Origin of the sequence: Rathayibacter sp. AY1F8 (assembly GCF_002932165.1) — a bacterium.
Classification (GTDB): domain Bacteria; phylum Actinomycetota; class Actinomycetes; order Actinomycetales; family Microbacteriaceae; genus Rathayibacter.
In genome coordinates, this window is the sequence record NZ_PSVB01000006.1 from 107334 (window position 1) to 125357 (window position 18024).

Below are 18024 nucleotides of genomic sequence, written 5' to 3' on the forward strand. Positions count from 1 at the left end.
TTTCCCAGTGCCGCGAGCCCCACCGCGGTCCTGCTCTGAAGGAGACGACGTGGCGAACGACGAGGCCGAATTCACCCAGGTGTTCCGTGGCTACGACCGGGACGAGGTCGACAAGGCCGTCCAGGGCCTGCGCCGCGAGCTCATCCACTCGAACACCCAGGCGGCCGAGAGCGGCCGCGAGGTGAAGCGCCTGTCCTCCCGGATCGAGGGCCTCGAGAAGGAGCTGCAGCAGGTCGGCACTCCCACCTACGCCGGCCTGGGCGCCAAGCTCGAGCACACCCTGCGCGTGGCCGAGGAGCAGTCCGAGCGGATCATCGCCCAGGCCGAGAACGACGCCTCCGCCCTCCGCCGCTCCACCCGCGACGACGGCGACCGCATCCTCCAGGAGGCGCGCGACGAGGCCGAGCGCCTGGTGACCGAGGCGCGCCGCCGTGCTGACCGGACCCGCGACGAGTCCGAGGCGCAGGCCGCGGCGACGCTCGGCAAGGCCGCCGACGACCGCGACGTGATGACGCAGGACGCCGTCCGCGAGGCCGCCGCGATCCGCGGCACCGTGGCGACCGAGGCCGCCGAGACCCGCGCCACCGCGAAGCGCGAGGCCGCCGCGATCCGCTCCGAAGCCGAGCGCGAGGCCGCGGAGATGCGCGCCGTCGCCGCCCGCGAGATCGAGGTCGCCCGCGCCGAGGCCGCCCGCCTCGCCCAGGCCAACGAGCTCCTGCGGGCCGAGGTCGCCTCCGAGGTGGACCGGCTCCGGGCGGCCGTCGAGGCCGAGGTCGCCCAGGCGCGCGCGGCGGTCGAGGCCGAGGTGCTCTCGACCCGCGCCGCGCTCGACGCCGAGGTCGCCGCAGTCCGCGCCGAGGGCGCGCGCGAGATCGCCGACCAGCGCACCCGGCTCACCCAGGAGCGCGCCGAGGCCGTCGCCGTGCTCGACGCCGAGCTGGCGGGCCTGCGCGCCGCGTCCGCCGACGAGGCCGCTGCGCTCTCGCGCGAGGTCGAGCAGGCCCGGATCGACCTGGTGGTCGAGCTCGCCGCGCGCCGCGAGGAGGCCGACCGCGACGACCTGCTCCGCCACCAGGAGGCCGTCGCGCAGACCCAGCGCTACCTCGACGAGTCGAACCTGCAGCTCGCCGACGCCATCCGACGCGCGAACGACAAGCGCCTCGAGGCGGACGCCCTCCGCAGCGACGCCCTCGACGACACGACGCGACTGCGCCGGAAGGCCCAGGACGACTCCGACGCCCTCCTCGACGACGCGCGCGACCAGGCGCAGAAGCTCGTCGCGGACGCGGAGCGCCGCAGCCGCGAGCTGATGGACACCGCCGAGCGGCGCCTCGACGAGATCCGCACCGAGCGCGACGCGATCGCCGGCTACGTGTCCGGACTGCGCGGGCTCATCGGGCACATCGACGGACTCGCGGACGACAGCGACGGCGACGGCTCCGACGGCAGCGGCCCTGACGGCAGCGGCTCCGACGGCGGCTCGTCCGGCCGCTAGGCGGCCGCCGCGCGGGCGGGCTCAGCCGAGCTCACCCGCCCACTCCGTCGGCAGCGGGGACGAGGCGGGCGCGACCACCCGCACGATCTCGTCGAGGACGCGCCGGGTCTGCGCCTCGCCGACCCAGAGGTGCTTCCCGCCCTCCACAGCGACGAGGTCCAGCTGCGGCACGCTCGCGAAGCGCTCGGCGGCCGCCTCCGGCCGCAGGTAGTCGTCGAACTCCGGGACGAGCGCCACGAGCGGGCGGCCGTCCTCGCCCCAGGCGGCGACCTCCTCCGCGCTCGTGCGGTGCAGCGGCGGCGAGAGCAGGATCGCTCCCTCGACGGGGTGCTCCCTCCCCCACTTCAGCGCGAGCTCGGTGCCGAAGGACCAGCCGACCAGCCAGGGGTGCGGCAGTCCGCGGTCCGCGACGAGCGCCAGGGCTGCGGCGACGTCGGCGCGCTCCTCGGTGCCGTGTCCGAACGCGCCCTCGCTCGTGCCGCGCGGCGACGTGGTGCCGCGGGTGTTGAAGCGGAGGACCGCCAGGTCGGCGAGCGCGGGCAGGCGGGCGGCGGCCTTCCGCAGGATGTGCGAGTCCATGAAGCCGCCGTGGGTGGGCAGCGGATGCAGGGTGACCAGGGTCGCGACCGGCTCGCGCTCCAGGGGCAGCGCGAGCTCCCCGACAAGGGTCAGCCCGTCGGCCGTGTGCAGCTCGATGTCCTCGCGGCGGGCGGGGAGGACGACGCCTCCGCGGATCTCGTGGGTCATCGTGCTCCTCGGATTCTCCAACAGTGCGTGTGCCAATGACGGCGGCCGGCCAGGTCGGCCGCGTCGCCGAGCGCACCGTCGGCCCGCCAGGTGACCAGGTGCGGCTGGCCGATGTCGATGGTGAGCCCGCAGCCCGGGCAGAGGTAGGTCTTCACGGCCCGCGCTGCGGAGACGGGCTGGACGTTCCACTCCCGGCCGGCGTGAAACTCGGTGCGCCGGAAGCCGGCGAGCATCTGCGAGAGGTCGCGCTGCTCGTCGTCGTCGTCACGGCGGCCGCCCCGGGGTCTGTTGCTGCGCGGCATCCCCCCAGTCTAGGAGGCCGCCGCCGTGCCCCTCCCGTCAGTGGGAGCTGTCGTCCATCTCGAGCCGGGTCTCCTCGGCGTCGAGCATCAGCTGCGCCCGCCGCAGCGTCCGCGAGGAGTAGACCCCGCGCCCCCGGGCGTCCAGCAGCGCCTCCCGCTCGGCGAGCAGGACCGCTCGGCGCAGCCGCAGGTACTGCGCGTGCGGGCCGAGCGGCGCGTCCTCCGCGCGGCCGACCTGCTCCCACGCCACCTGCGAGCGGGTCAGAGTGTCGCGGCGCACGCGCTCGAGCACTCGCTCGCCCGCCTCGCCGTCGGGCAGCTCCGCCACCGCCTCGGGCAGGGCCTGGATGCCCGTGGCCGCGACCTCGTCGAGCAGCGTCGCGAGCTCGCGGCGGTCGGCCTCTCCGTCGGTGCCCTGGATGCCGGTGAGCCGGATCAGCGTCGGGAGCGTCGCACCCTGCAGGAGCAGCGTCACGACGGCGACGGTGAAGGCGATCAGGATCAGCTGGGAGCGGTAGGGAGTCTCGTCCGGCAGCGACTGGGCCGCGGCGAGCGTGACCACGCCGCGCATCCCGGACCAGGACAGGACGACACCGCCGCGCCAGCCGAACGCCTCGCTCGTGGTCGCGGCCAGGTCGGTCTCGCGCCGGAGGTAGAGCCGTTCCGCTCGCACCTGCCGCCGCCGGAAGCGCTCGTCGCTGGTGGCGCTGTTGCGCAGTCGCATCAGGCCCACCGCCAGCCGCCGGTTGATCCGCTCCGCCCGCCGACCGGAGCTGCGCAGCCACAGGAGCAGCGGCCATACGAAGAGGGCCCGCAGCACGATCAGGATGACCACGGTGGCCAGACCCAGCAGCACCGCGGTGCCCACTCCGAACTCGCCCGGGTCCACGACCCCGGAGACGATCGCCTTGATCTCGGCGCCCATGAGCAGGAAGACGCCGTTCTCGAGCAGGAACTGCGCCGTCCGCCAGTTCACCCGCTCGCTGATCCGCGACTGCGGCGAGAGGAAGCGCGCGCTGTTGTGCCCCGTGTAGATCCCGGTGACCACGACGGCGAGCACCCCGGACGCGCCCAGCTCCTCGGCCGGGATGTAGGCCAGGAACGGCACGGCGAAGGACACGGCGGTGTCGAGCACCGGGTCCCGCAGCTTCGAGCGCACGAAGACGGTGAGCACGCCCATCACCAGTCCGAGGACGATCGCCATCAGGACGGAGTAGACGAAGAGGACCCCCACCTCGCCCACGTCGATCGCGTCGGTCGTGACGGAGGCGCCGACCACGGCCGCCGCAGCCGTCGCGGCGCGCAGCAGCACCAGCGCCGACGCGTCGTTCACGAGGCTCTCGCCCTCGAGCACCGTCACCAGGCGGGGCGGGAGTCCGAGCTTCTTGCCGATCGAGGTCGCGGCCACCGCGTCGGTCGGGCTCACGACGGCGCCCAGAGCGATCGCTGCGGGCAGGCTCAGATCGGGGAACACGAGGTAGAGGAAGCCGCCGACCACGAGGGCGGTCACGACGACCAGCAGCACCGAGAGCCCGAAGATCGAGCGCAGGTTCCGCCGGAAGTCGGTGAGGGGCACCTGGATCGCGGCCGAGTACAGCAGCGGCGGCAGCACGCCCGCGAGGATCAGCTCAGGCTCGACCTCGATGTCCGGGACCCCGGGGAGGTAGGACGCGCCGATACCGATGACGACCAGGAGCAGCGGTGCGGCGATCCCGAGGCGGCTCGAGAACCGCGCGACGGTGACGACCGTGATGATCCCGACGACCCCGAGCAGCGCGTAATCCACGGCACCAGGGTAGCGAGAGCCTCAGCCCGCCGGACGCGGTGCCGAGCGGAGGGGAACGATCAGTACCAGCCGACCGACTCGGAGTGGGCCCAGGCGCCGCAGGGCGAGCCGTAGCGGCCGGAGATGTAGCCGAGGCCCCAGGTGATCTGGGTGCTCGCGTTGGTCGCCCAGTCGGAGCCGGCCGACGCCATCTTGCTGCCGGGGAGTGCCTGCGGGATGCCGTAGGCACCGCTGGACTTGTTCTCGGCGTAGACGTTCCAGCCGGACTCGCGGTTCCAGAGGAGGACGAGGCAGTCGTACTCGCTGTCGGCCCAGCCGCGCTGCACGATCATGTCGTAGGCGATCGCCTTCGCGGATCCGGGATCCGGAGCGGCGGCGCGCTGGACGGGAGCGGCGGTCTCGGCCTCGGCGGAGCCCGACTCCTCCTCGTCGACGGTCGCGGAAGCGGTCTGAGTCTCGGTCGGAGTGGGCGTCGGGGTCGGAGTGGGCGTCGGCTTCGCCTCGGCGCCGAACGAGTCGCGCTGGACGGTCCGCTCGACGGCGTCCGCGACGACGAGCCGCTGCGCGGAGTCGCCGTTGAAGCGCGCCGGGGCCTGGTAGTAGGGGGAGGCGACCGCGCCGCTGGACGGATCGACGACGTTCACCATGGCGAACGCGATCGACGCCGTGAAGGCCAGCACCGTCACCGGGATCCGAGCCCAGGAGCGCCGCACCGGGGTCTGGTGCGGGACCGCCGGGCGACCGCTGGTGCGGTTCGCGGGCGTGTGGGCGACGGAGGTCTGAGGATGCTGAGCCACGATTACGAAAGCATAACGGACGATGACCTGATCGGCCAGCAGATCCGGCTCCGGTCAGCGGACCGCCAGCATCACGTCGACGACCGTGTCGAGCAGCAGGTCGACCTGCGCCTCGGCGTACCCGCCGCGCTGCGGGGCGAAGGAGACGGTCCGCACGTCGTCCACGGTCAGCACCGATCCGTCGCGGAAGTACCCGGAGATCCGGTCGGCGAAGGCGTCGACCTGGCGGATGTTGTAGCCCGTCGTGAGAGCGCCGGCCCGGGTGAACCGCTCGCGGGGAGCGCGGGCCAGCCGGTTCACGATCTCCTGGGCGGTCGACCGCGCGTCCGCGAGCCACGCCTCCTCGCCCCGGGCCGCGATCGCGTACTGGCGCTCCCGCAGGGCGAAGGCGTCCTCGAGGCGCTCGAGCGCCGCATCGACATGGGGGGCGGAGTAGCCGCCCTTGCGCAGGGTGAACGCGGTGTGGCGCAGGTCGGCGGCGCGGAGGTCCGCCGGTCCCCCGGAGAGCTGCGAGTAGGCCTCGCGCGCCGACGCGAGGAAGGAGTCGACCTCGGCCGTGTCGTAGCCGGGACGGGACTCGCGGGCTCGGGGGAAGGGAGCGGTCATCCCGACATCATGCCAAGCCGCGCGCCGGGAGCGGAATCGGCACGCCCCGGTGAGGCGTGCGCTCAGTGGGCGAAGAGGAAGTACAGCACGTAGGCAGCTGCGGCCGACGGCAGGATCGAGTCCAGCCGGTCGAGGACTCCCCCGTGGCCGGGCAGCCAGGAACTCATGTCCTTGATGCCGATATCGCGCTTGATCAGCGACTCGGCGAGGTCGCCGAGCGTCGCGGTGAGCAGCACCACCGCCCCGAACACCGCGCCGACCCACCAGGGCTGGCCGAGCATCAGCAGGGCGAGCAGGACACCGACGCCGATCCCCGCGACGGCAGCACCGGCGAAGCCCTCCCAGGTCTTCTTCGGGCTGATCCGCGGTGCCATCGGGTGCTTGCCCCAGGTGAGTCCGCTCACGTAGGCGCCGGTGTCGACGACGATCACGAGCACCAGGAACGCGAACGCCCAGAGCTGGCCGCCGGGCTCGGCGACGAGACGGATCGCGAAGGCGCCGAGGAAGGTCGTGTAGCCCTGGACGAACGCGCCGAGGCCGATGTCGAGGGCGAGGTCCCTCCGGCTGGAGGCGGTGCGCCGGAAGAGCTGCTCCCCCAGCCGCCAGAGGCCGACGAGGACGGATCCGCCGAGGACCGTGGCCCACGCGGCGCCGAGGCCGCCGTAGTAGGCGGCCGGCACGGCGACGACCGCCACGATCCCGGTCGGGATGCGCGGGATGTCGCGACCGGCGTGGCGCAGGGCGTTCGAGAGCTCCAGCGCCGCGAGCAGCACCACCACCCCCGCGAGCACCATGAAGAGCTCCTTGACCAGGAGGAGGCTGACGACCATCGCACCGCCGCCGAGGAGTCCGATCGCGGTCGCCGACACGAGGTTCCGGCCCGAGCGCGCGGTCAGGCGGTCGTTCGTCGCCTCGAGCTGGGCGCGGGTCGCCTCGAGCTGGCGCTCGACGTCGGCCCGGCCCTGCTGGGCGCGCGCACGCAGCGCGTCGCGGGTGACCATCCTGGATCCCCGGGCACCCGGGACGTGCGGAGACGGTCTCTTCTCGCCGCCCTCGGGTCCTTCGGGGATCTCGGGCACCGCTACACCTCGAGCAGTTCGGATTCCTTGCGCTTGAGCGCCTCGTCGATCGCGTCGACGTGCTGCTTCGTGAGCGCCTCGAGCTCCTTCTCACCGCGGGAGAGCTCGTCGTCGCCGATGTCGCCCTTCAGCGCGTCGAGGTCGTCCTTGCCCTTGCGGCGGATGTTGCGCACCGCGATCTTGGCGTCCTCGGCCTTGGTGCGGACGATCTTGACGAACTCCTTGCGGCGCTCGGCGGTGAGCTCCGGCAGGGTCACGCGGATGATCGTGCCGTCGTTGGTCGGGTTCGCGCCGAGGTTCGGCATGTCCCGGATGGCCTGCTCGATGTCGCGCAGCGAGCCCTTGTCGTAGGGCGTCAGGACGAGCGTGCGGGCCTCCTGGTTCTGCATCGAGGCGAGCTGCGACAGCGGCGTCGGGGTGCCGTAGTAGCTCACCAGCACCTTCTGGAACATGCCGGGGTTCGCGCGTCCGGTGCGGACCGTGGAGAAGTCCTCCTTGGCGACCTCGACGGCCTTGCCCATCTTGGTCTTCGCATCGGCCAGTACATCCGAGATCACAGGGAGCTCCTTAAGAGAGGGAAGTGGTCAGTCTAGTTCGAGACGAGCGTGCCGAGCTCGGCGCCGCGGATGGCCTTCGCGACGTTGCCCGAGGGCTCCATGCCGAAGACCTGCATCGGCATGCCGTTGTCCATGCAGAGGCTGAACGCGGTGGAGTCGACCACCTTGAGGCCCCGCTGGAGCGCCTCCTGGTAGGTCAGCGCGTCGAGCTTCTTCGCGTCGGGGTTCGTCCGCGGGTCGGCGTCGTACACGCCGTCCACGCCGTTCTTGGCGACGAGGACCACGTCGGCGTGCGTCTCGAGCGCGCGCTGCGCGGCGACCGTGTCGGTCGAGAAGTACGGGAGTCCGGCGCCGGCGCCGAAGATGACGACGCGGCCCTTCTCCATGTGCCGGATCGCCCGGCGGGGGATGTAGGGCTCCGCGACCTGCGTCATCGCGATCGCGGACTGCACGCGCGTCTCGGCGCCCGCCTGCTCGAGGAAGTCCTGGAGAGCGAGGGCGTTCATCACCGTGCCCAGCATGCCCATGTAGTCGGCCCGGCCGCGGTCCATGCCGCGCTGCGAGAGCTCGGCTCCGCGGAAGAAGTTGCCGCCGCCGACGACCACCGAGATCTCCACCTCGGTCGCGGCATCGGCGATCTCGCGCGCCAGGGCGCTGATCACGTCAGGGTTCACGCCGAGCGTGCCGGCTCCGAACGCCTCCCCCGACAGCTTCAGAAGCACCCTGCGGCGCTTGCCCGTCGTCATCGCATCCGTCTCCGTCATGGACGTTTCCTCCCGTAGACCCGTACAAACCTATCCCGCGCGGAGCGGGCCCCGCGACCACGCCCGGGACCGCCCCGGGCAGAGCGAAGGGAGCCCGGGTCGACTGAACGACCCGGACTCCCTCCTGCAGTGCTGTTAGGCGCCGACCTTGAAGCGGGCGAAGCCCGACACGGTCAGGCCCGCGTCGCTCAGGACCTTGCTGACGGACAGCTTGTTGTCCTTCGCGTAGTCCTGGTCGAGCAGGGCGACCTGCTTGAAGTACGCGTTCACGCGTCCCTCGATGATCTTCGGCAGGGCGGCCTCGGGCTTGCCCTCGCCGCGCGAGATCTCCTCGACGATGCGGCGCTCGTTGTCGACCTCGGACTGCGGCACGTCCTCGCGCGAGAGGTAGGACGGGTTCGCGAACGAGATGTGCTGGGCGACGGAGCGCGCGGTCTCGGCGTCCTCACCCGCGTAGCCGACGACCACGCCGACCTGCGGGGGCAGGTCCTTGTTCGTCTTGTGGAGGTAGATCGCGAAGTGCTCGCCCGAGACGGAGGCCACGCGGCGCAGCTCCACCTTCTCGCCGAGGATCGCGGCCTCGTCGTTGATCAGGTCGGCGACGGTCTTGCCGTCGGCGGGGGCCGCGAGGGCCTCCTCGACCGTGGTGGAGCCGGCGGCGACGACCGCGGCGAGCACGGCGTCGGCGAGGGCGATGAACTTCGTGCCCTTGGCGACGAAGTCGGTCTCGCACGCGAGCTCGATCATCGTGGCGACGCCGTCCTTCTCGGCGGCGGCGACGAGGCCCTCGCTCGTGGAGCGGTCGGCGCGCTTCGCGTTGCCCTTGGCACCCTTGAGGCGGAGGATCTCGACCGCCTTGTCCAGGTCGCCGTCGGCCTCGACGAGCGCGTTCTTCGTGTCGACCATGCCGGTACCGAGCTGCTCGCGCAGCGTCTTGACGTCAGCGAGGCTGAAATTTGCCATGTTCTCGGAACTCCTCTTGGTTCGGAAACCCTGTGGCGCCGTCACTCGCGGCGGCGGGCTCACGGGAGGAGCCCAGCACGCCGAGGTGACGGCGGTTCTTACTCGTGGTGAACGTGCACCGACCGAGCGGGGGCCGGACGACCGCGGGTGCGGCGTCCGACCCCCGTCACGGAACGGGGTGTCAGGCGGTGGCGGTCTCGTCGGTCGAGGTCTCGTCGGTCGAGGTCGCGGCGGCGTCGGCCTCGGGGGCCTCCTCCGCGGCGGGGGTCTCGGCCTCGACGACGGCCTCGTCGGCGGTCTCGGCCTCGGCGTCGGCGACCTTCTCGGTCTCCGCGCCGGCCTGCTCGTTCGGCTCCTGCACGTCGGCGGCGGGCGCACCGGTGGAGAGCAGCTCCTGCTCCCACTCGGCCAGCGGCTCGACGGCGGAGACGTTGCCCTCGGCCTCGGGCTTCTGGTGGCGCTGGATGAGGCCCTCGGCCGCGGCGTCGGCGACGATGCGGGTGAGCAGGCTCACCGAGCGGATCGCGTCGTCGTTGCCCGGGATCGGGTACTGGACCTCGTCCGGGTCGCAGTTCGTGTCGAGGATGCCGATGACCGGGATGCCCAGCTTCTTGGCCTCGTCGATCGCGAGGTGCTCCTTCTTGGTGTCGACGACCCAGAGGGCCGACGGCGTCTTCGAGAGGTTGCGGATGCCGCCGAGCGACTTGTGCAGCTTGTCGAGCTCGCGCTTCTTGATGAGGAGCTCCTTCTTGGTGAAGCCGCTCTTCGACGTGTCGTCGAAGTCGAGCTCCTCCAGCTCCTTCATGCGGGCGAGGCGCTTCGAGACCGTCTGGAAGTTGGTCAGGAGGCCGCCGAGCCAGCGCTGGTTCACGTAGGGCTGGCCGACGCGGGTCGCCTGCTCCGAGATCGCGTTCTGCGCCTGCTTCTTGGTGCCGACGAAGAGGATGGTGCCGCCGTGGGCGACCGTCTCCTTGACGAAGTCGTAGGTCTTGTCGATGTAGGCCAGCGACTGCTGGAGGTCGATGATGTAGCTGCCCGAGCGCTCGGTCAGGATGAAGCGCTTCATCTTCGGGTTCCAGCGACGGGTCTGGTGCCCGAAGTGGACGCCGCTGTCGAGCAGCTGGCGCATGGTGACGACTGCCATGAGTCGTTCTCCTTGTCTCGGGGCCCGGGCGCACGACGGCGCCGAACTCCCGTTCGGTTGTCTGCGACGGCCGGTCGGCACGTCGCCCTGGCGCCCGGCGCACTCCCGCCCCGGCCGCGTGAGCGGAGAGGGACCGTGGGGAGCGGAGGCCGAATGGGCGCGCGTAGTCACCCCGACGAGCGAGGTGCTCCGTGGAGTCTAGCACCAGGACGGCCGCCTCCCCCGCTGCTGCGGGAGGGCGGCCGTCGAGGCGCGGGAGGCCGGTGCTACTTGCGCGCCGACTTCATCACGGTGCGGATGTGCAGGGTGTCCATCTCCTCCAGCGAGCGGCCCTTGGTCTCGGGCACGAACATGAAGACGAAGACGAACGAGATCGCCGCGAAGGCGGCGTAGAGGCCGTAGGCCAGGGTGAGCGACACGTCCTGCGAGAGGATCGGGAAGGTCACCGTGATGGCGAAGTTCGCGATCCACTGGGCCGAGGCCGCCAGGCCGAGCGCGGCCGCCCGGATCCGGTTCGGGAAGATCTCGCCGAGGAGGACCCACACCAGCGGGCCCCAGGTCGCGCCGAAGAAGACGACGAACGCGTTCGCCGAGACGAGGGCGATCGGTCCCCACGCGCCGGGCAGCGAGACGTCCTCTCCGCTGATCGTCGACTGGCTGAAGGCGATGGCCATCAGCGCGAGCGAGACGGCCATGCCGGCCGAGCCGACCAGCAGCAGCGGCTTCCGGCCGACCTTGTCGACCAGGAAGATCGCCACGAAGGTGACGACGACGTTCACGACCGAGGTGAAGACCGAGATCGCGAAGGAGTTGGACTCGTCGAATCCGACCGCGCTCCAGAGCGAGGTGGAGTAGTAGAAGATCACGTTGATGCCCACGAACTGCTGGAACACCGACAGCAGGATGCCGACCCAGACCACCGGGAGCAGGCCGAGGGCGGGGCCGCGGAGGCTGGAGCGCTTCGCGTTCTCGGAGTCCTCGTCGATCTTCTTCTGGATGTCCGCGAGCGCCTCGTCGACCTCGTCGCGCGGCGTGACCGTCGCGAGCACCGCGCGGGCGTCCTCGGAGCGGCCGCGGGTCGCGAGGTAGCGGGGCGACTCCGGCAGGGTCAGGGCCAGGAGGCCGTAGATGACGGCAGGCACGGCACAGGCGATGAACATCCAGCGCCACGCGGCGACGCCGAACCAGAAGGGCTCGGAGGCGCCGTCCGCGCCGTTCGCGATGAGGGTGTCCGAGAGCAGGGCGGCGAAGATGCCGAGCGTGATCGCCAGCTGCTGCAGCGACGCGAGGGCTCCGCGGATGGCCTTGGGCGCGATCTCCGAGATGTAGGTCGGAGCGATCACGGAGGCGATGCCGATGCCGAGGCCGCCGACCACGCGCCAGAGCACGAGGTCCCAGACCGCGAACGCCGCGCCGGCGCCGATGGAGGAGATGAAGAAGAGCCCGGCGCCGAGCAGCATGACCTTGATGCGGCCCCAGCGGTCGGCGAGGCGGCCCGCGAGGTACGCGCCGAGCGCGCAGCCGAGCAGCGCGGAGGCGACGGCGAAGCCGATCAGCGCGGCCGAGAGCTGGAACTCGCCCTGCACCGCCTCCACGGCACCGTTCACCACCGACGAGTCGAAGCCGAAGAGGAAGCCGCCGACCGCCGCCGCGATCGCGAGGCCGATCACCTTCCTCTTCAGCTTCGCCGCCGAGGGGTTCGGGATGTCCGCTCTCCCGCTGGTCGTGTCAGATCGTCCGCTGGTCATGGTCGTCTCCGATTCTCGCCGCCGGTGGGGGCGGGGTGCCGCTCCCGAGCCGGATCACCGGCACGTTACTCCTCGCCGCGGCACCGCCGGGACGGGTTGCGCTCTCCCCCGGCCGATGTCCTCCCTCCACAGCCGGGCCCGACGCGCTCTCCTCCCCTGATCCGCTCGGCCGACCACCGGTCCCGGACCGGCTCCAGGAGGGTGGCCGCATGCTCCGATCCCGACTCCTGCGCCCGGGCGTGTTCGCCCTCGCCGCTCTGCTCGTCGGGGCGCCTCTCGGCGCCTCGCCCGCCGCCACCTCGTCCCCCGGCCGGTCCGACCCGCGGTGGATCTCCCCCGTCGCGGGCTTCTCCGTCGTGGAGCCGTGGGGCGCGCCGGCCCACCGCTACGCCCCCGGGCACCGCGGGATCGACCTCGCGGCAGCGGCCGGGCAGCCCGTGGTCGCCGTCGCGGCGGGCACCGTGTCGTTCTCGGGCAGGGTGGTCGACCGGTCCGTGGTGAGCATCGTGCACGCGGACGGTCTGGTCTCGACGGTCGAGCCGGTCGACGGATCGGTGACGGCCGGGCAGGTCCTCACCGCGGGCCAGCCCGTCGGAGCAGTGGGTGCGGGCGGCCACTGCGACGGGAGGTGCGTGCACCTCGGCGTCCGCGAGGGTGGCGACTACGTCTCGCCGATGCGGTTCTTCGGCGGGATCCCCCGGGCGGTGCTCCTGCCGATGGACGACGTGGCGCAGGGTGTTCAGCGAGTGGCGCGGAAGGGTGCGTCCAGCGACTCGCGCGTCCGGTCAGGCGCGGGGGTGGGCGAGGCGGTAGGCGTCGCGGATCCGCTCGGTCGAGACGTGGGTGTAGATCTGCGTGGTGCCCAGGCTCGCGTGGCCGAGCATCTCCTGGACGGCGCGGAGGTCGGCTCCGCCGTCGAGCAGATGGGTCGCCGCGGTGTGGCGGAGGGTGTGCGGACCGGACGGTCCGGAGCCCTGCCCGCCGTCGAGGAGCCTCGCCACGACGCCGTAGACGGTGCGCGGGGTGAGCCTCGCCCCCCGTCGGCCGAGCAGGAGCGCGCGGCCTCCGTCACCGGTGGCGAGAGCGGGACGGGCGCGGTCGAGGTAGGCGACGAGCGCCTCCTTCGCGGGTACGCCGAACGGCACGACCCGCTGCTTCGCGCCCTTGCCCGTGACGAGCACGGTGAGCCGGCCGAGATCGACGTCGCCCAGGTCGACGGCGACCAGCTCCGAGACGCGGATGCCGGAGGCGTAGAGCAGCTCGACGATCGCGAGGTCCCGCAGCGCCACCGGGTCCTCGGTCGCGCCTCGCGCCGCGACCGTGTCGAGCACCTGTTCCGCCTGCGGGAGCGTCAGGACCCGCGGCAGTGTCCGTCCCGACTTGGGCGTCTTGAGGCGCGCGGCGACGTCGAGGGGAAGCCGCTCGGTCCGCTGCGCCCAGGAGGAGAAGGAGCGGACGGCTGCGGTGCGCCGGGCGAGGGTCGCGCGAGCGATGCCCGACTCCGACTCGCGCCAGAGCCAGTCGCGCAGCAGCTCGAGGTCGAGCTCGGCGGTGAGGAGCCGCCCCTTCTCCTCCGTGTGGGCGATCAGGCGCGCGAGGTCGGAGCGGTAGCCCTTCGCGGTGGCGGGCGAGAGGGACCGCTCGTCGAGGACGTAGCGGAGGAAGTGCTCGACCGAGTCGGCGAGCGTCTCGCCGGTCATGATCCGTCTGGCATCCGCGACCAGAGGTCGATGCGCCCCTGCTCGTCGAGCCCCTCGAGCCGTTCGATCAGGTCGGTGCCGAACCGCGTCGCGATCGGGGCCGGCGCCGTCGGCACGAACGAGGCGGCCACCGTCTCCGGGTGGACGTGGACGAGCGAGAGGCTCTGCGCTCCGTCGATGCCGGCGAGCTCACGCTCGGGCGCTCCGAGATCCATCGTGTAGCTGGTGGCACCGGCCACGAGCACGGGCACGCCCGCGAAGGTCGCTGCCGTGGGGTAGTGCAGGTGGCCGCCGAGGATCGCGCGGACGTCGGTACCGCGCACCACCTCCTCGAGGCGGTCGATCCCCCGCAGCTCGAGCACGGTCATCGCGCCGAGCGGCGTGGGCAGCGGAGGGTGGTGCAGGGCGAGGATCGTCCCCAGCGGGGCCGGTGCGGCGAGCTCGTCCTTCAGCCAGGCCAGCTGGGCGTCGGTGAGGTCGCCGTGGTGGAAGCCGGGCACCGCGCTGTCGAGCGCGATGAGCCGGAGCCCGCCGAGGTCGACGACCTGGTCCACGGGTCCCGCGCCCGCCGGGTCCTGCTCGAGGAGCACCCGCCGGAAGGCTCCGCGCTCGTCGTGGTTGCCCATCACCCAGACGATCGGGCAGCCGAACCGCTCGCCCACGGGGTCGAGCTGCTCGCGCACGCGCCGGTAGGCGTCCTCCTCGCCGCGGTCCGCGACGTCCCCGGTGACGACGATCGCGTCCAGGCGTCCGCCGCGCTCGGCCAGCCGGCCGACCGCCTGCGCGAGGCGGGCGGCCGTGTCGACCTTCCCGTAGAGCGGAGCGCCGTCGGCCAGCAGGTGCGTGTCGCTCAGATGCGCGATGACCCTGTCGGCGGCGCGGAAGTGCCCGAGCCGCGGGCGCTCCCCGCCGTGTCCTGCTGCCGTGGCGTCCATGCCGCTCCCCTCGCCGATGCCCCTTCAGCGTAGGGCGGACCGCCGACAGCGCCGCGGCGGCGGGGCCGCTCACCCGGGTGCACGCTCCCAGTCCCCGTCCTCGGAACGGCGGACGTGTCCGTCGGCGAGGAGCGCACCCAGCGCCGACAGTGCCGAATCGAGCGATTCCCCGGAGAGCCCGGCGACGGTTGCGGCGTCACAGCCTCCTTCGGATTCGACGACGGCCAGGACTCGCGCCTCAGCCGCGGTCAGCGCTCGGCACGATCCGTCGGCGTCGCCGACAGCGAGCAGTTCGAGCACATCCGCCGGCGAGGTGACGCAGGTCGCCGCGTACTCGCGGAGGAGCCGGTGGCAGCCGGCGGAGGAGGCACTGGTGACCGGGCCCGGGACCGCACCGAGGGGGCGGCCCAGGGCAGCCGCGTGGCCGGCGGTGTTGAGGGATCCGGAGCGGGCGCCGGCCTCGACGACGACGGTGCCCACGGTGGAGGCGGCGATGAGGCGGTTGCGCTGCAGGAATCGCCAGCGGGTGGGCGTGGTGCCCGGCGGGACCTCCGTCGCGACGGCGCAGCCGGGGGTGGCGATGATGCGGTGGAGGAGGTCGGCGTGAGCCGTCGGGTAGAGGCGGTCCGCTCCCCCGGCGAGGAAGGCGACCGTCCGGCCTCCGGAGCCGAGGGCGGCGCGGTGGGCGACCGCGTCGATCCCGAAGGCACCGCCCGAGACGACGGAGACGCCTCGCGCCGCGACGCCCGCGGCGAGCTCGGCGGCGACGTGCTCGCCGTAGCCGGTGGCAGCGCGGGCGCCGACGAGGGCGAGGCGGTGCGGCGGATCGAAGGCGGCGGGATCACCGCGCAGCCAGAGCAGGAGTGGCGCGTGCGGCCCGAGGTCGTCGAGCGACTCGGGCCACACGGGAGCCCCGGGCAGGAGCAGCCGGGCGCCGAGTCGCTCGGCGATCTCGAGACGTCGGAACAGGAGCCTGCGGTCCAGGCGCGGTCGCCAGCGCGCCAGCCCCGACTGGAGCGCGGCGACCTCGGAGTCGAGGGGCGCGAGCGCCGCGCCTCCTTCGTCGGAGGGAGCGCGATGCGGGGGCGCGAGGATCTCCTCCGCGGACGACGAGGACACGACGTGGGCGAAGGCCTCGGCCGCGCCGACCCTCTCGATGAGGAGGGCGGCGACGGAGTCGCCGGGCTCGGTCAGAGAGTTCCAGCCGCACCGGGCAGCAGCGTCGACGAGTGCGCTCCGAGCGCAGCCGGACTCACCCGAAGGCTCGCCGTCGGCAGCCGAGTCCGGCTCGGCTGCACCGCTCGGCAGCAGTCGGCGAACAGCGTCGAGCTCCGCTCCGTCGAAGAGCGCGTCGGGCCGGATCACGCGGCACCTCCTCGAAGGACGAGCGCGCGCGCGAGGTGGGCTGCTGACGGCCGGTCGGCTGCGTCGAGGTCCGCGAGCGTCCAGGCCAGGCGCAGGACCCGGTCGTAGCCGCGCATGGTCACCAGACCTCGCTCCAGAGCCCGGTCGAGCGTGCGGGACTCGGCACTGGTCGGGCGCACCGCGTCCGAGCGCAGCCAGGCGCCGGAGACCTCCGAGTTGAGCGTCCACGGAGTGGAGGCGAGGCGAGCCGCTGCCAGGGACCGCGCCGCGGCGACACGGGCGCGGGCCTGCGCCGTCGACATTCCGGACGTGTCTCGACGTGCGGCCAGCTGAGCCGCGCTGATGCGGCGGACCGTCAGGCGGATGTCGACGCGGTCGAGCAGCGGTCCGCTGAGCCGCGCGAGGTAGCGGCGGCGGACCGAGGGAGCACAGGTGCAGGTCTCTCCGGGGATGCCGAAGCGGCCGCACGGGCACGGGTTCGCCGCGAGGACGAGCTGCACCCGCGCGGGGAACTCGGCGACGGCGTTCGCGCGGTGGATGCGGATCACGCCGGATTCGAGCGGCTGGCGCAACGCATCGAGGGCGACGGACGAGAACTCGGGGGCCTCGTCGAGGAACAGCACTCCCCGGGTGGCGCGGGCGACCGCGCCGGGCCGGATGCGGCCGCTGCCCCCGCCGACGATCGCTGCGGACGAGGCGGAGTGGTGCGGACTCTCGAACGGCGGTCTGCGCACCAGCGCGCCACCGGTCGGCGCTCCGACGAGCGAGCGCATGCAGGTGGCCTCGAGCGCTGCATCGTCGTCGAGGTCGGGGAGGATGCCCGGCAAGCGCGAGGCGAGCATCGTCTTCCCGGCGCCGGGAGGCCCGAGCAGGAACACGTGGTGCCCGCCCGCCGCCGCGACGACCATCGCCTCGGCCGCCTCCTCGTTCCCCACCACGTCGGAGAGGTCGAGGCGGGCCTCCGGCTCGGACACCGTCTCAGACGGCGGCGCGGCCTCGGGGAGCACCGGCACTTCCCACTCGGCTCCGTGCCAGACGGCGGCCGCCGCCAGCGAGGAGACCGCGATCACCTCGACGCCGTCGACCAGCTCCGCCTCGAGCCGGTCCTCGACGGGGACCATCACGCGGCGCCTGCCCTCGCGGGCGGCCGCGAGCACCGCGGGCAGCACGCCCGGGACGGAGCGCAGCCGGCCGTCCAGGCCGAGCTCCCCGATGTGGACGACCGCGGCGACCGACTCCGCATCGACCTCGCGGAGCGACGCGAGCGCGGCCAGCCCGATGGCGAGATCGAAGGCGGAGCCGTGCTTGGGCATCGCGGCCGGCGAGAGGTTCACGGTGATCTTGTACTCGGCGATGGTGCTGCCGGAGTTGATCGCCGCCGAGCGCACCCGCTCCTTCGCCTGCGCGAGCGCGGCGTCGGGCAGGCCGATGATCACCATGCCAGGGGTGCCGTCGGCCGAGTGCGCCTCCACCCCGACCACGGCTCCCGCGAAGCCGACGAGACCGACCGCCGAGGTCCTTCCCAGGCCCATCAGGCCACCGCCCGCAGGTGCCGGATCTGCGACGGGACTCCCCCGGGCGCGACGATGCCGACCGCGTCGATCCGCAGGTGGCGGGAGCGCTCGTGGTGCTCGTCGGCCCAGGCGTAGGCGAGTCGCCGCAGGCGCTGCGCCTTGGCCCGCGTGATGGCCTCGACCGGCAATCCGAAGCGCGTCGACGAGCGCGTCTTCACCTCCACCACGACCAGTGCCGACCCGTCGCGGGCCACGATGTCGAGCTCGCCCTCGCGGACCCGCCAGTTACGGTCGAGGATCTCGAATCCGTTGTCTCTCAGGTGCGCCGCCGCGATCTCCTCGCCGCGCCGCCCCAGTTCGTCCTTGTCCATGCGTCCTCCTGCCGGAAGCGTGCCGGAGCAGGAACAAGCGCTGTACGGCCGGGAGGGGATCCGGGGAGAAGAGGGCCGAGGTGGCGGGTGGGGAGGGACGTCGGGCCGGGGTCTCGATACGCCGCCGGGTGCGGCTACGCGACCAGCTGAT

General features: G+C 72.8%; 17 protein-coding genes and 1 pseudogene. 2 read left to right on the forward strand and 16 right to left on the reverse strand.

Annotated elements, in window-relative coordinates; all coding sequences use genetic code 11:
• Positions 1-49: 49 nt before the first annotated feature.
• Positions 50-1495: a DivIVA domain-containing protein gene (locus C5C35_RS07050; RefSeq protein WP_104262833.1), complete on the forward strand. Its 1446-nt coding sequence runs from the start codon at positions 50-52 to the stop codon at positions 1493-1495.
• 21 nt (positions 1496-1516) lie between these two features.
• Here the strand turns inward: C5C35_RS07050 and C5C35_RS07055 are convergent, their stop codons facing one another.
• The 11 genes from C5C35_RS07055 to C5C35_RS07105 form a co-directional block, all read right to left on the reverse strand.
• Positions 1517-2242 carry an alpha/beta hydrolase gene (locus tag C5C35_RS07055; protein ID WP_104262834.1) on the reverse strand — a complete coding sequence of 242 codons (726 nt, stop codon included), beginning with the start codon at positions 2240-2242 and terminating at the stop codon, positions 1517-1519.
• Entirely contained in the window at positions 2239-2544 is a 306-nt protein-coding gene (locus C5C35_RS07060; protein ID WP_181134120.1) for a hypothetical protein, read from the reverse strand. Before C5C35_RS07060 ends, C5C35_RS07055 begins: the two co-directional genes overlap by 4 nt.
• Before the next feature lie 37 nt (positions 2545-2581).
• Positions 2582-4330 (reverse strand): sodium:proton antiporter, encoded by a 1749-nt coding sequence (locus C5C35_RS07065; protein WP_104262835.1) that lies wholly within the window; start codon positions 4328-4330, stop codon positions 2582-2584.
• Positions 4331-4389: 59 nt separating this feature from the next.
• Positions 4390-5127 (reverse strand): lytic transglycosylase domain-containing protein, encoded by a 738-nt coding sequence (locus C5C35_RS07070; RefSeq protein ID WP_244229431.1) that lies wholly within the window; start codon positions 5125-5127, stop codon positions 4390-4392.
• A 54-nt stretch (positions 5128-5181) separates the two neighbouring features.
• Positions 5182-5733 (reverse strand): DivIVA domain-containing protein, encoded by a 552-nt coding sequence (locus C5C35_RS07075; protein ID WP_104226865.1) that lies wholly within the window; start codon positions 5731-5733, stop codon positions 5182-5184.
• Positions 5734-5795: 62 nt separating this feature from the next.
• Positions 5796-6734 carry a phosphatidate cytidylyltransferase gene (locus C5C35_RS07080; RefSeq protein ID WP_104257363.1) on the reverse strand — a complete coding sequence of 313 codons (939 nt, stop codon included), beginning with the start codon at positions 6732-6734 and terminating at the stop codon, positions 5796-5798.
• Between the two features lie 80 nt (positions 6735-6814).
• Positions 6815-7369: a ribosome recycling factor gene (frr, locus tag C5C35_RS07085; RefSeq protein ID WP_104223893.1), complete on the reverse strand. Its 555-nt coding sequence runs from the start codon at positions 7367-7369 to the stop codon at positions 6815-6817.
• A gap of 32 nt (positions 7370-7401) precedes the next feature.
• Positions 7402-8115 (reverse strand): UMP kinase, encoded by a 714-nt coding sequence (gene pyrH / locus C5C35_RS07090; RefSeq protein ID WP_374952923.1) that lies wholly within the window; start codon positions 8113-8115, stop codon positions 7402-7404.
• A 153-nt stretch (positions 8116-8268) separates the two neighbouring features.
• Positions 8269-9096 carry a translation elongation factor Ts gene (gene tsf, locus C5C35_RS07095; protein WP_104223895.1) on the reverse strand — a complete coding sequence of 276 codons (828 nt, stop codon included), beginning with the start codon at positions 9094-9096 and terminating at the stop codon, positions 8269-8271.
• A 181-nt stretch (positions 9097-9277) separates the two neighbouring features.
• The gene (gene rpsB / locus C5C35_RS07100) at positions 9278-10240 is read right to left on the reverse strand and encodes a 30S ribosomal protein S2 (protein ID WP_104232498.1); all 963 of its coding nucleotides are present in this window, start codon (positions 10238-10240) and stop codon (positions 9278-9280) included.
• Between the two features lie 266 nt (positions 10241-10506).
• Positions 10507-11988: a sugar porter family MFS transporter gene (locus C5C35_RS07105; protein WP_104223897.1), complete on the reverse strand. Its 1482-nt coding sequence runs from the start codon at positions 11986-11988 to the stop codon at positions 10507-10509.
• Between the two features lie 209 nt (positions 11989-12197).
• Between C5C35_RS07105 and C5C35_RS07110 the strand changes: the two are divergent.
• Positions 12198-12650 (forward strand): annotated as a pseudogene (locus C5C35_RS07110) (murein hydrolase activator EnvC family protein); the annotation flags it as partial.
• A 123-nt stretch (positions 12651-12773) separates the two neighbouring features.
• Here C5C35_RS07110 and C5C35_RS07115 read toward each other — a convergent pair.
• From C5C35_RS07115 to C5C35_RS07135, 5 genes are all read right to left on the reverse strand, one after another.
• Positions 12774-13688 carry a tyrosine recombinase XerC gene (locus C5C35_RS07115; RefSeq protein ID WP_104262837.1) on the reverse strand — a complete coding sequence of 305 codons (915 nt, stop codon included), beginning with the start codon at positions 13686-13688 and terminating at the stop codon, positions 12774-12776.
• Positions 13685-14623, reverse strand: a complete 939-nt coding sequence (locus C5C35_RS07120) for a phosphodiesterase (RefSeq protein WP_104262838.1) — start codon at positions 14621-14623, stop codon at positions 13685-13687. The genes C5C35_RS07115 and C5C35_RS07120 overlap by 4 nt, the downstream gene beginning before the upstream one ends.
• 69 nt (positions 14624-14692) lie before the next feature.
• The gene (gene dprA / locus C5C35_RS07125) at positions 14693-15988 is read right to left on the reverse strand and encodes a DNA-processing protein DprA (RefSeq protein ID WP_258066385.1); all 1296 of its coding nucleotides are present in this window, start codon (positions 15986-15988) and stop codon (positions 14693-14695) included.
• Positions 15985-17520 carry a YifB family Mg chelatase-like AAA ATPase gene (locus tag C5C35_RS07130; RefSeq protein ID WP_104223900.1) on the reverse strand — a complete coding sequence of 512 codons (1536 nt, stop codon included), beginning with the start codon at positions 17518-17520 and terminating at the stop codon, positions 15985-15987. The genes dprA and C5C35_RS07130 overlap by 4 nt, the downstream gene beginning before the upstream one ends.
• Positions 17520-17873: a YraN family protein gene (locus C5C35_RS07135; RefSeq protein ID WP_104223901.1), complete on the reverse strand. Its 354-nt coding sequence runs from the start codon at positions 17871-17873 to the stop codon at positions 17520-17522. The genes C5C35_RS07130 and C5C35_RS07135 overlap by 1 nt, the downstream gene beginning before the upstream one ends.
• Between the last annotated feature and the right edge of the window lie 151 nt (positions 17874-18024).

Excerpts from the sequence above, each read along its gene's own strand:
- C5C35_RS07115 (WP_104262837.1), bottom strand. The coding sequence starts at position 13,688 with ATGACCGGCGAGACGCTCGCCGACTCGGTCGAGCACTTCCTCCGCTAC.
- C5C35_RS07105 (WP_104223897.1), bottom strand. The coding sequence starts at position 11,988 with ATGACCAGCGGACGATCTGACACGACCAGCGGGAGAGCGGACATCCCG.
- C5C35_RS07130 (WP_104223900.1), bottom strand. The coding sequence starts at position 17,520 with ATGGGCCTGGGAAGGACCTCGGCGGTCGGTCTCGTCGGCTTCGCGGGA.
- C5C35_RS07055 (WP_104262834.1), bottom strand. The coding sequence starts at position 2,242 with ATGACCCACGAGATCCGCGGAGGCGTCGTCCTCCCCGCCCGCCGCGAG.
- C5C35_RS07075 (WP_104226865.1), bottom strand. The coding sequence starts at position 5,733 with ATGACCGCTCCCTTCCCCCGAGCCCGCGAGTCCCGTCCCGGCTACGAC.
- pyrH (WP_374952923.1), bottom strand. The coding sequence starts at position 8,115 with ATGACGACGGGCAAGCGCCGCAGGGTGCTTCTGAAGCTGTCGGGGGAG.
- C5C35_RS07080 (WP_104257363.1), bottom strand. The coding sequence starts at position 6,734 with ATGGTCACCCGCGACGCGCTGCGTGCGCGCGCCCAGCAGGGCCGGGCC.
- rpsB (WP_104232498.1), bottom strand. The coding sequence starts at position 10,240 with ATGGCAGTCGTCACCATGCGCCAGCTGCTCGACAGCGGCGTCCACTTC.
- C5C35_RS07060 (WP_181134120.1), bottom strand. The coding sequence starts at position 2,544 with ATGCCGCGCAGCAACAGACCCCGGGGCGGCCGCCGTGACGACGACGAC.
- C5C35_RS07135 (WP_104223901.1), bottom strand. The coding sequence starts at position 17,873 with ATGGACAAGGACGAACTGGGGCGGCGCGGCGAGGAGATCGCGGCGGCG.
- tsf (WP_104223895.1), bottom strand. The coding sequence starts at position 9,096 with ATGGCAAATTTCAGCCTCGCTGACGTCAAGACGCTGCGCGAGCAGCTC.
- C5C35_RS07120 (WP_104262838.1), bottom strand. The coding sequence starts at position 14,623 with ATGGACGCCACGGCAGCAGGACACGGCGGGGAGCGCCCGCGGCTCGGG.